Annotated in this window: 11 protein-coding genes; 3 read left to right on the forward strand and 8 right to left on the reverse strand. The window is 33.4% G+C overall.

Features of this window, described 5'->3' with window-relative positions; translation table 11 throughout:
• The first annotated feature begins 46 nt into the window (after nt 1-46).
• The 3 genes from A0083_RS04345 to ccsA are packed head-to-tail and all read left to right on the forward strand — an operon-like array spanning nt 47 to nt 5,480.
• On the forward strand, nt 47-2,113 hold the full coding sequence (locus A0083_RS04345; protein ID WP_197552384.1) for a rhodanese-like domain-containing protein: 2,067 nt from the start codon (nt 47-49) through the stop codon (nt 2,111-2,113).
• Between the two features lie 57 nt (nt 2,114-2,170).
• The gene (locus A0083_RS04350) at nt 2,171-2,770 is read left to right on the forward strand and encodes a SoxW family protein (protein WP_197552386.1); all 600 of its coding nucleotides are present in this window, start codon (nt 2,171-2,173) and stop codon (nt 2,768-2,770) included.
• A 10-nt stretch (nt 2,771-2,780) separates the two neighbouring features.
• On the forward strand, nt 2,781-5,480 hold the full coding sequence (ccsA, locus tag A0083_RS04355) for a cytochrome c biogenesis protein (RefSeq protein WP_197552396.1): 2,700 nt from the start codon (nt 2,781-2,783) through the stop codon (nt 5,478-5,480).
• A gap of 1 nt (nt 5,481) precedes the next feature.
• On the opposite strand, the gene A0083_RS04360 is transcribed toward ccsA, so the two are convergent.
• The 8 genes from A0083_RS04360 to A0083_RS04395 all read right to left on the reverse strand — a co-directional run bounded on the left by A0083_RS04360 (nt 5,482) and on the right by A0083_RS04395 (nt 11,754).
• Entirely contained in the window at nt 5,482-5,706 is a 225-nt protein-coding gene (locus A0083_RS04360; protein WP_120759123.1) for a hypothetical protein, read from the reverse strand.
• Nucleotides 5,699-6,658: a UDP-3-O-(3-hydroxymyristoyl)glucosamine N-acyltransferase gene (gene lpxD / locus A0083_RS04365; RefSeq protein ID WP_120759125.1), complete on the reverse strand. Its 960-nt coding sequence runs from the start codon at nt 6,656-6,658 to the stop codon at nt 5,699-5,701. The genes A0083_RS04360 and lpxD overlap by 8 nt, the downstream gene beginning before the upstream one ends.
• A complete protein-coding gene (ilvN, locus tag A0083_RS04370; protein WP_120759127.1) occupies nt 6,655-7,122 on the reverse strand; it encodes an acetolactate synthase small subunit in 468 nt (155 codons plus the stop codon). Before ilvN ends, lpxD begins: the two co-directional genes overlap by 4 nt.
• A complete protein-coding gene (locus A0083_RS04375) occupies nt 7,119-8,828 on the reverse strand; it encodes an acetolactate synthase large subunit (RefSeq protein ID WP_197552398.1) in 1,710 nt (569 codons plus the stop codon). The genes ilvN and A0083_RS04375 overlap by 4 nt, the downstream gene beginning before the upstream one ends.
• Nucleotides 8,829-8,911: 83 nt before the next feature.
• Entirely contained in the window at nt 8,912-9,469 is a 558-nt protein-coding gene (locus tag A0083_RS04380) for a 2-oxoacid:acceptor oxidoreductase family protein (protein ID WP_120759131.1), read from the reverse strand.
• Entirely contained in the window at nt 9,466-10,311 is an 846-nt protein-coding gene (locus A0083_RS04385; RefSeq protein WP_120759133.1) for a 2-oxoglutarate ferredoxin oxidoreductase subunit beta, read from the reverse strand. The genes A0083_RS04380 and A0083_RS04385 overlap by 4 nt, the downstream gene beginning before the upstream one ends.
• Nucleotide 10,312: 1 nt before the next feature.
• Nucleotides 10,313-11,437 carry a 2-oxoglutarate synthase subunit alpha gene (locus tag A0083_RS04390; protein WP_197552400.1) on the reverse strand — a complete coding sequence of 375 codons (1,125 nt, stop codon included), beginning with the start codon at nt 11,435-11,437 and terminating at the stop codon, nt 10,313-10,315.
• Between the two features lie 8 nt (nt 11,438-11,445).
• A complete protein-coding gene (locus A0083_RS04395) occupies nt 11,446-11,754 on the reverse strand; it encodes a 4Fe-4S binding protein (RefSeq protein WP_120759136.1) in 309 nt (102 codons plus the stop codon).
• Nucleotides 11,755-11,762: the final 8 nt, after the last annotated feature.

Below are 11,762 nucleotides of genomic sequence, written 5' to 3' on the forward strand. Positions count from 1 at the left end.
ATAAAGGAAGAATATAACATTCTTCCTTGTAAATAAGGAGCTAGTCTTGAAAAATTTAATTACACGATTTTTTATTGTTTTTTTTGCTCTTTTTACGCCATCAGGATTTGTTTTTGCTGAGGCAAATGGAGAAATAGGAACAATAGAAGGTGTCAAAAGCATTAGTTTAGCTCAAGCTCAAGCAATGCTAGATCAAAATAATACTTATTTTTTTGATGTCAATTCAGAGCAAGATAGACAAACTAATGGTTATATACCTAATTCTATATCAACTTATGTTGAAAATTGGCAAAATTTATTACCACAAGATAAAAATGCAAATTTAGTATTTTATGGTTTAAATCGTTTTAGATTTGAAGCTTCTCAAGCTGCTGCTGTTGCTATAGAACTTGGCTATAAAAACTCTGTTGTAATGCTTGATGGTATTGAATCATGGGTAACATCAGGTAGAAAAGTCGAGAAAATCGACACTGTAAAATGGGAAAAAGCTAAAGAGATTATTGAATTTAAAGATACGATTCATTCAAGATTTAAATTTAGCAACACTCCTTCTTGTCGTGATTGTCACGCGCAAAAAGACAAGGGTATTAGAGCTGATATTGCAGCAAGTAAAAATCTAATTAACCAAAAATGTGCTACTTGCCACGAAAAAGCAAGCAATGCTTTAGCAAAAAGCGCTCATGGGGTGCAAGAATTTCTACCAAATCAAAGCACAGAAAAGAAAAAAGAAAAACCTTCTTGTGCGACTTGCCATTCCATCCATGTTAGTCCAAAGCATTCAGGTGTTTATTCACAAAAGCAATTAGTGGATCAAAAATGCGCACAATGTCATAAACAAAAAACCAAAACATTCCATATGACTTTTCATGGTAAAGGCATGGTATTAAGCACACCAGGGGAAACTCCAAGTGTTGCTACATGTTCTGACTGTCATGGTAAGCACAATATCTTAAAATCTACAGAGAGAAGTTCAACTTTATCTCCTATTAACCGTGTTCAAACTTGTCAATCTTGCCACCCTAATTCAAATGAAAATTTTGTAAATTGGATGGCGCATGCTGATCATGGAGATGGAGAAAACTATCCTGGTTTACATGGTGCTTATATTTTTATGACTATTTTAGTTATCTCTGTGTTTGTTTTCTTTGGTGCTCATACTATACTTTGGTGTTTACGTTTAATTGCTATGCGTATTAAATACCCTAAAGAATGGAAAGAAGCAAGAAAAGCAGCTCATGAAGATAGGGTAAAAGTAAGAAGATTTACCACCTTACATAGAATTCAACATTTCTTTATGGCGGCTAGCTTTTTAGGACTTGCTTTTTCAGGTTTGCCACAAAAATTTTATGACTCACCATGGGCTAAACCTATGATCGATTTAATGGGTGGAGATATCGTTCATGCGGCTACTATACACCATATATCCGCGATTGTAATGTTTGCGGTGTTTTTCTCACACATTGGAGAAATCATCATTGTCAATTGGAAGCGTCGCGATGTAGCAAGAGATCCAATAACCGGAAAAATAAGTTTTATAAAAGTCTTAAAAGCGACCTTTGGTCCTGATTCTTTAATGCCAAATTTACAAGATCTAAAAGATATGAAAGATCATTTTAAATGGTTTTTTGGCTTTGGTCCAAGACCGCAATTTGACCGCTGGACTTATTGGGAGAAATTTGACTATCTAGCAGTATTTTGGGGTATGTTTATCATCGGTATTTCAGGGCTTGTTTTATGGTTTCCTACTTTCTTTGGTAAATTTTTGCCAGGTGAGGCGATCAACCTAGCAACCTTACTTCACTCTGATGAAGCATTGCTTGCTACAGGATTTATTTTTGCAATTCACTTCTTTAATACACATTTTAGAGCAGATCGCTTCCCTATGGATATGGTGATTTTCTCAGGAAGTATAAGCGAAGAAGAAATCAAGCAAGAAAGAAGTGTATGGTATAAACGCTTAAAAGAAAGTGGTAAACTAAGCACTTTATATGAAAACAAAAACACCTCTAAAGCATATCAATGGTTGGCTAAATTTGTCGGTTTTGCGATGTTATTTACTGGCTTAGTGTTTTTGTTTTTAATGCTTTATACTTTCTTTAACACTATCTTATAACCTTATTCGCTATAATAGCGAATAAGGACTTTTTCCAACTTCTTTAAGGATGTAAAAATGTTTAAAACAATACTCTTACTTAGCCTAACTTGTGTTTTTTTTATAGCATGCTCTAAGGAAGAAAAGCTTGATTCTAATTTAATCTCAAGTGGTACGCAATTTTCCAAAGAAAATTCACAAAAAGCAAAAGATTTAGATAAAAAATCTTACAAAGAAATCGCGCATTTATTTAAAGACAATACCAATATCAAAAGCGATGAAAAAAACATCTTAATCATCTTTAGTGCTAATCACTGCATATACTGTGATAAACTAAAAGAAGAAATAGAAAATGACAAAAAATTACAAAAAATGATACAAGATCAATATAGTTCTTATTATATCAATATAAGTTATAAAAAAATTCATACATTTTATAAAAACCACAAAAGCGATCTAAGCACCGCTGAACTTTCTAGTATTTATAATATCGTAGCAACTCCAACGGTTGTAATTTTAAACCAAAACTATCAAACCTTGCTTAATTACCCTGGTTTTATAAGTGCAAAAAGATTATACGCTACTATGGATTTTTTAAATAAAAGTGAAAATCAAAAATTAGATGAAGCAAGCATAGCGCAAAAGCTTATTCATTATTATAAAGACAACAATATTTAAAGGTTGCACAATGCGGTATTTTTTTTCTTTTGCAATGAGTTTTTTACTTATGAGTGTTTATGCTATAGCATGTGCTGTGGCAACTTTCATAGAAAATGACTATGGCATTAGTGCAGCTAAAGCTTTAGTTTATGATAATGCTTGGTTTGACATGCTACATTTATTGCTAGGACTTAATTTAGCCGGAGTAATAATCTATAAAAAACTACTACAAAAGAAAAAATACGCGAGTTTACTTTTACATTTTTCTTTTATCATGATACTTATAGGAGCAGGACTTACGCGGTATTTAGGCTTAGAAGGTGGAATGCATATAAGAGAAAACCAAAGTTCTAACATCATAGCCACAAGAGAAGAATTGATAAAAATAACCGATCTTGATACCAATACAAGCGTAGAATTTCCCATCAGTTTTACACCGCTTAGTCAGAAACATTTTCAAAAAACTTTTAGTTTTGACCATCAAAAGCTAACCGTAAGCTCCATTAACTACACTGCGCAAAAAGACTCTGTAACACCTGCGAGCTTAACACTAAATATTCATTATCAAAATCAAGATAAAAATATCACTTTAAATCCAAATTTCACAGACAAGGTGGTAACTTCATTTTATTTTCAAAACAAAGCTTTTGAGATTAACTGGGGTCCAAGAAAAATCGAACTTCCTTTTGCATTGTATTTGGAAGATTTTATACTAGAACGCTACTTAGGCTCTATGAGTCCTTCTTCTTATACTTCAAAAATCAAAATCATAGATGAAAAAAACCACATCTATCAAAACTATGATATTTTTATGAATAATGTTCTTGATTATGGTGGATATAGATTTTTTCAAAACTCATACGATCAAGATGAGCAAGGAACAATACTTTCAGTCAATAAAGATCCTGGAAAAATTCCAACCTATATAGGATATACTTTATTGATCTTAGGATTTTTATGGGTTTTATTTGATAAAAATTCAAGATTTCACCGCCTCAATGCTTATCTTAAAAAAGGACAAAATTTAACATTGCTAACTTTACTCTTTATAGGCTTACATACTCCACTTTTTGCCCAAGAAAATAAAAATGATATTTTAAATTTAATCTCCCATATCCAAAAAAACTCATACACACATTCTTTAAATTTTGCCAAATTACTTATACAAGATCACAATGGAAGGATAAAACCTTTAGATACCTTAGCAATGGAATTTATCCATAAAATCACCCAAGAAGATGATTTTTTAAATTTACACTATGATCAAATCTTTTTAGCCATGATGATTTATCCTAATGAATTTAGAAAAATCAAAATGATCTCTACTAAAACTAAAGACTTAAGAAAACTAATAGGCACAAATATCAATGAAAAACATATTGCATTTGATGATGTTTTTGACAATGGAGTATACAAGCTTAGTAATTATGTCGAAGAAGCTAATCGAAAAACCCCTTCACAACGCACAAAATTAGACAAAGACTTACTCGCCTTGGACGAAAAAATCAACCACGCTTATTATATTTATAGTGGACAAGCTTTAACTATACTACCTGATGTTAACGAGCAAAGTCTAAAATGGTTTTCTCCTGTGCATGCTTTACCTTTTACTAAAGAAGATATTGAGCGCTTACAAATGCTTTTAGTGAATTATTTTTTACAAACTCGCAATGGCATTGAAAACAATCAATGGCAAGATGCAAATGAAATTCTACAATCTCTAAAAGATTTTCAGCTTCACTATGGCAGTAAGGTTTTACCACCAAAAGAAAGAATAGAACTTGAAATACTGCTAAATCACTATAATATTTTCGATAACCTCACCTTTATTTATATCAGTTTTTCACTTGTATTTTTTGTTTTGAGTTTTTATGTTATATTAAAAAACACTACTTTATCTTCTTGGGTATATGGATTTTTTTATATTATTTTGAGTATTTGTGTGTTAATACATGCACTAGCTTTAATCATTCGTTGGTATGTAGGCGATCACGCTCCTTGGAGTAATGCTTATGAAAGCATGGTTTACATAGCTTTTGCATGTGCGATAAGTGCTGTGGTGTTTTTTAGAAAATCACTCTTAGCCTTATGTGGAGCAAGTTTTTTAGCAGGGATTGCACTTTTTGTTGCACATCTTGGTTTTATGGATCCACAAATTGGAAATTTAGTTCCTGTTTTAAAATCATATTGGCTTAATATTCATGTGTCTATTATAACAGCAAGTTATGGATTTTTAGCGCTTTGTTTTATACTTGGAATTTTAAGCCTAATCCTTTTTGTCTTAAGAAATCAAAACAATCATATCGATAAAAATATCTTAAAACTGCATTGTATTAATGAAATGTCTATGATTATAGGACTTGCGATGCTTACTATAGGAAATTTCTTAGGTGGAGTATGGGCTAATGAAAGCTGGGGGAGATACTGGGGTTGGGATCCAAAAGAAACTTGGGCTTTAATTTCTATTGTAGTTTATACCATGGTATTACACTTAAGGTTTATTGTTAAAACTAGTTTTATTTTTGCTTTTGCAAGTGCTAGTATTTTGGCATTTTATAGCATATTAATGACTTATTTTGGAGTAAATTTTTTCCTTTCTGGCTTACATTCTTATGCCAATGGAGATAGTTTTAATATACCTATTTATGTTTATATCTTAACAATGCTCATTTTGATTTTAATACTACTAGCAGGAAGAAAAAGAAATATCAAAACGCCTAGTTTTTAAACTAGGCTCTACTTTTTTCAATTTCTTGAAGTGCTTGAATAAGCTCTTTTAAATTTTCATAAGGAATGTGAATTTTCCAATCCACTCCACTTTCTTTTTTTAAAGCCACACCAATACTTAACACATCTTCACTCCCTACTCCATAAGGATTTGCAAGATGACAAAGGCTAATTTCGCCATTTTTGCTGCCATGTAGCTCTATGCTTTTGTATATTTTTTTACTCATGTTTATCCCTATAAGCTGAAATAATTTTTGCCTGAAGTTTCAACCAATCTTTTTGAAGCATAATAGGAAAACCACCATACACTCTAGCACCCTCAAGGCTTTTAGTTACCCCACCTCTTGCTGCTATGGTAGCAAAATCTCCTATTTCTAAATGACCACTTGTAGCACTTTGTCCACCCATGATGACATTTTTACCCAAAATACTCGAACCTGAAATTCCACTTTGTGCTACAATAAGACAATTTTCTCCAATCTCACAATTATGCCCTACTTGAACAAGATTGTCTATCTTAGTACCTTGCTTGATGATAGTGCTTTCAAAAACTGCTCTATCAATTGTCGTACAAGCACCGATTTCCACAAAATCTTCCAAAATAACATTGCCATTGTGGTAAATTTTATAATGTTCACCATTTTTTGTATGAGCATAACCAAAACCATCACTACCTATAACACAATTTGCTAACAAATGACATTTTTTACCAATTTTAGTATCATTATAAATCACAACATTAGGATGAATGACAGTATGCTCGCCTATACTTACATTATCCCCTATATAAGCCCCTGCCATTATCACCACATGATCAGCTATTTGGACATTTTCACCTATATAAACATTTGGCATGATTTTGGCACTTTTAGCAATGTGAGATTGTTTTTTTTCACTAGCAATCAAAGGCTTAGCAAAAAGTTTGCTTAAAAGTGCAAAGGATAAATGTGGGTTATCAACGACTAATTTAATGCAATCTTTTGAAACCAAATTTTCAAATTCTTTAGATACCAATATAGCCCCTGCTCCACTACTAGCTATTTTTTTAGAATTTTTTTCTCCATCACAATAGCTAAGCTCGGTAAAACTTGCATTATTCAAAGAATTCAAAGCTGTAATCTCTATATCATCTCCGCAATACTCTATGCCTAAAAATTTAGCAATTTCACTAATTTTCATTTTACCTCCATTAAAATAGAACCACTTCTTACTACACTTATGGGATTATACTTTTTCATGGTTTTTAAAAAGTTATCAATATTACAAGCATCATCACACGCCATCACAATAATACATTCATCATCACTATAAGTTACACTACCATTGTAAGCTTTTAATATAGCATCCAATCCTGCAAAATTTTCACTTAATGCGATTTTAACCAATGCTGTTTCTTTTTCTATAAAATCACTTGAATCAATCACCTTATAAGTAGGTATGAGCTTATGCAACTGCTTGATAATTTGCTCGAAAACTTTTTCATCGCCTAAAGTAACGATGTTTATCCTCGAAAAATCCTTATCATCAAGTGGAGCCACGGTGAGAGATTCTATATTATAACCTCTTCCTGAAAAAAGACCAACTACACGCGATAACACCCCGTGTTCATTTAGCACGATAACTGAAATCACCCTTCTTTTCATTTTTTATCCTTGTTTTTAAAACTAGGTAAAATCATATTATAAATCGCTCCACCCGCTGGCACCATCGGCAATACATCTTCATAGCGATCTATCGCTACGTTTAACACATAGGTTTTATCAGATTCTAAAGCTTTTTGAAAAGCTTTTTGAAATTCTTCCTTACTAAAAACATTGCAACCCTCGCAGTGAAATCCTCTTGCAATCCCTACAAAATCAGGTTGAATACTTAAGTCTGTATTAGAAAATCTTTCTTTGTAAAACATACTTTGCCACTGTCTTACCATACCTAAAAAGGAATTATTTAAGATAATATTAATCACTTTTATACCATAAGCACTTGCTGTCATTAGCTCTTGTACATTCATCAAAAAAGATCCATCACCAACAAAATTTACCACCACTTCTTCATCCACAGCTAATTTAGCTCCAAGTGCTGCTGGTAGAGAATAACCCATAGTTCCTTGCCCACCACTTGTTGCAAGTTGTCTTGCATAATTAAACGGATAAAATTGTGCTACCCACATTTGATGTTGCCCTACATCTGTGATAATTCTCGCATCAGGAGCCAACCTAGCACACTCTTCTATCACCCACTGGGGCTTTAACACTTCATCACTATCTTCATAACCTAATGGATATAGCTGCTGATATCTTTGTAGAGTTTTAAACCATTCTTGATACTGAGTCTGATCCAAACTTTCTTTTTTTAACTCTTCTAAGGTATCCATAATCACACTTTTAATATCCCCAACTATAGGATAATGTGCTTCGATGATTTTAGAAATAGAACTTGGGTCTATATCAATATGGACAATTTTTGCACTCTTTGCAAATTCACTTGTTTTTCCCGTAATCCTATCGTCAAATCTAGCCCCTACAGCAATTAACAAATCACATTCGCTTAAAGCGATATTCGCACAGTAACTCCCATGCATACCTGCCATTTTTAAATTAAGCTCATCATCACTTCTTAAAGTTCCCAATGCCATTAAAGTTTCAACCGCAGGAATTTGACAAAAATGAATTAATTCTCTTAATGCATCACTAGCATTAGATGCTATACATCCACCACCCAAGTAAAATAAAGGTTTTTGGGAATTTTTTATCAAGCTAACTAGTTTTTTAATTTGCTTAATATTTCCCTTGTAAGTAGGCTTATAAGTCTTCATGGAAATTTCTTTAGGATAATCCCAAATACCCATAGCTGCAGTAACATCTTTAGGTATATCAATATGCACAGGCCCTTTTCTACCTGTTGTGGCAATATAAAAAGCTTCTTTTAAAATTCTAGGTAATTCTTCAATATTTTTCACTAAATAATTATGCTTCACACAAGGTCTTGAAATACCTATAGCATCAATTTCTTGAAAAGCATCTGTTCCTATCAAAGAAGTTGCAACTTGAGCTGAAATTAAAACCAAAGGGATAGAATCGCTATAAGCAGTAGCTAAACCTGTAACTGTATTGGTAAAACCAGGTCCACTTGTCACCACTGCTACGCCTACTTCCCCACTCATTCTCGCATATGCATCAGCACTATGCAAAGCTGCTTGTTCATGTCTTACTAAAATATGTTTGAAATATGTTTGCTTGTAAATTTCATCATAAATATTTAAAGCTGCTCCACCAGGATAACCAAAAACAACCTTTACATTCTCTTCTTTTAGTGCTTCACAAATCATTTGCGAGCCATTTAGCTCTTTCATTATTTTACCTTTTTGTTGAAAAATGGAAAATATTATAACGATAATTTGATAAATATATTTTTACAAGAGGAGTTTCTTGAAAATCAAGAAACTACTTGGGCTTTTTTAGCGTATTCTATGCCTAAATCAAAGGCCTTAGCATTTGCTTCTTTAGTTTTTGCAGGTACCATATCAAGCATGGTTTGTTTTAAAGCTTCAATATCAATACACTCACTCATATAAGCAGCGATAGCTAAGGCAACAACTGATTGAGTAGCTACATTACCTACTTCTTCCTTAGCTATAGTAATAATAGGAATTTCAAAAATTTTCCATTTGGCATAATCTTCTTTGCTTGGGTGAACCAAATTTGGTTCTATCACTATAATACCACCTGCAGCTACTCCATCTTTAAAACTTTGATATCCCTTGTGTGCAGTTGAAAGCATAAAACTTACCTCGCCTTCTACTGCATACGGAAAGAAGATCTCGTTTTCATCGATAATAATATCAACTTTGGTTGGCCCACCTCTTACTTGAGATGTATAAGTAGAAGCTTTAAAAGCATTGCGCCCTTCTTTGATCGCAGCTTTAGCTAGAATTTCACCAGCGGTGATTACCCCTTGACCACCTTCTCCGCAAAATCTTAATTGAAATTTCATTTTAGCGCTCCTAAATCAACCATTCTTTTTTCTTTTAAGGCTCTTCTAACTTCTTCATATGCTTCGCAGTATTCTGCTTTGCTTTCATCTTGATGTAAAATCCCTGTAGGAAATTTATCCGCTTTTTGCTCTAAATCAAGTTGTTCAAATTTAGACTTATCTACACAGCGGTTTTTAATCCAATCAAGCATACTAACTGCTTCACCCATTTTATTTTTTCTACCTAAATTGATATGGCAGTTTGAGAATACATCAACAAAACTATAACCCTTATGTGATAAAGCTTTAAAAATAATATTTTCAAGCTTATTTGCTTCAATCACGTTTGTTCTTGCTACAAAAGAAGCTCCTGCGGCTTTAGTTAACTCACAAGCATCAAAATTAGGATCAATATTACCTGCTTGTGCTGTTACAGTGTAAAAACCTTGTGGAGTAGTTGGCGAGGTTTGTGAATTAGTAAGACCATAGATGAAGTTATTGATCAAAATATGTGTTATATCTATATTTCTTCTACAACCATGGATAGTATGGTTTCCACCAATTGCCAAAGTATCACCATCTCCACTTACTACGATTACATGTTTTTTAGGATTTGCAAGTTTAATCCCAGTAGCATAGGCGATAGCTCTACCATGAGTAGTATGTACTGTGTTACAATTGACATAAGAACTCATCCTGCCACTACAACCTATACCTGAAACCAAACATACATCGTCCATATTCCAACCAAGTTTTTGGATTGCTCTGATAATAGCTTTTAAAACAACACCATCTCCACAACCCCAGCACCATTGAGTAGGAAGCTTATCTACTCTTAAATACTCATCATAATTAAAAGCCATTTTACATATTCTCCTTTACTTTAGCAATAATTTCACTTGGGGTTATAGGACGTCCATTTGCACGGTGTAAGCTAATAAAATCATTTCTTTTGCTCACTCTTTGAATTTCTTCTAAATATTGCCCCATATTTAACTCACTTACCATTACTTTGTTAAATCGCGACACCACTTCAGCGATTTTTTTCTCAGCAACCGGATAAAGCGTGATTGGTCTAAAAAGACCTACTTTCAAGCCCTCTTCTCTAAGTCTTAAAATAACCTCTTTAGCTGCTCTTGCAACGCTACCATAAGCAATAACTAAAAACTCCGCATCCTCGCACATAAATTCTTCATAAGTACAAATTTCATCTGTATTGTTTTTAATCTTACCAAACAATCTTTTCATATTTTTATCTACAATCACCCCATCTTCAGTTGGAAAACCAATATCTCCATGATGAAGCCCTGTGATATGATAGCGATAACCTTCAAAGAAAGGATTAAGTGTCGCAGCTTCATTTTCCCCTGCTGCATAAGGTTTATAGTCTTTTTTATCGCCAGTAAATTTTTTACGATTGATGATTTTTAATTCTTCCAAATCAGGTAATTTTGCCTTACCATTCATATGTCCTATTGTTTCATCTAAAAGTAAAAATACCGGTGTCATGTATTTTTCTGCCAAATTAAAAGCTCTAATGGTTTCAGTATAAGCCTCTTCTAATGAAGCAGGAGCTAAAGCTATACTCGCATAATCACCGTGTGTTGGAGCTTTTGCTTGAAATAAATCTCCTTGTGCAACTCTTGTTGGAAGTCCTGTTGATGGTCCACCTCTCATAACATTTACAATTACTAGTGGAATTTCTGCTATAAAACCTAAACCAATTTGTTCAGCTTTTAAAGAAATTCCAGGGCCACTACTTGCTGTCATGGACTTAACTCCACTCATTGAAGCACCCAAAGCCACGCTAATACCTGAAATTTCATCTTCCATCTGAATAAAAGTACCATCATTTTTTGGCAACATATGGCTTAGCTCATGCGCTATTTCAGAACTTGGGGTAATCGGATAACCACCAAAAAATTTACAGCCACAATCAATTGCAGCTTTTGCTACTAAAACATTTCCTGTTGATATAATCTCTCTCATTGTTTTTCCTAAGCATTTAGTTTTTTGTATTTATTTTCTTTGACTGCTAAAGCTCTCTCTTTGGCTTCAGGTGTAAGCTTTGCGAATTTAAACTCATCTCTCTTAGCAACAAAAATTGCAAAATCAGGACAGTGGCTTTCACACTCGCTACAGCCTATACAAGAATCAGGATGAACCACCTCTATCATTTGTCCTAAAACCGCACTAGCCTCATCTCTCATTGCTAAAACTCCAGCCGGACAATAACTAACACAAATGTTACAAGCTTTACACCTTGCTTCATCAACCCAAACTGGCGTATTTTCTGGAGCAATCATTAATAATC

The sequence above is a fragment of the Campylobacter sp. 2014D-0216 genome (assembly GCF_014931215.1).
Lineage (GTDB): Bacteria > Campylobacterota > Campylobacteria > Campylobacterales > Campylobacteraceae > Campylobacter_D.

What these genes read in the sequence shown, in the direction of transcription:
- ccsA (WP_197552396.1), top strand. Translation starts at nt 2,781, where the DNA reads ATGCGGTATTTTTTTTCTTTTGCAATGAGTTTTTTACTTATGAGTGTT.
- A0083_RS04390 (WP_197552400.1), bottom strand. Translation starts at nt 11,437, where the DNA reads ATGAGAGAGATTATATCAACAGGAAATGTTTTAGTAGCAAAAGCTGCA.
- ilvN (WP_120759127.1), bottom strand. Translation starts at nt 7,122, where the DNA reads ATGAAAAGAAGGGTGATTTCAGTTATCGTGCTAAATGAACACGGGGTG.
- A0083_RS04380 (WP_120759131.1), bottom strand. Translation starts at nt 9,469, where the DNA reads ATGAAATTTCAATTAAGATTTTGCGGAGAAGGTGGTCAAGGGGTAATC.
- A0083_RS04360 (WP_120759123.1), bottom strand. Translation starts at nt 5,706, where the DNA reads ATGAGTAAAAAAATATACAAAAGCATAGAGCTACATGGCAGCAAAAAT.
- lpxD (WP_120759125.1), bottom strand. Translation starts at nt 6,658, where the DNA reads ATGAAAATTAGTGAAATTGCTAAATTTTTAGGCATAGAGTATTGCGGA.
- A0083_RS04385 (WP_120759133.1), bottom strand. Translation starts at nt 10,311, where the DNA reads ATGGCTTTTAATTATGATGAGTATTTAAGAGTAGATAAGCTTCCTACT.
- A0083_RS04375 (WP_197552398.1), bottom strand. Translation starts at nt 8,828, where the DNA reads ATGAAAGAGCTAAATGGCTCGCAAATGATTTGTGAAGCACTAAAAGAA.
- A0083_RS04350 (WP_197552386.1), top strand. Translation starts at nt 2,171, where the DNA reads ATGTTTAAAACAATACTCTTACTTAGCCTAACTTGTGTTTTTTTTATA.
- A0083_RS04395 (WP_120759136.1), bottom strand. Translation starts at nt 11,754, where the DNA reads ATGATTGCTCCAGAAAATACGCCAGTTTGGGTTGATGAAGCAAGGTGT.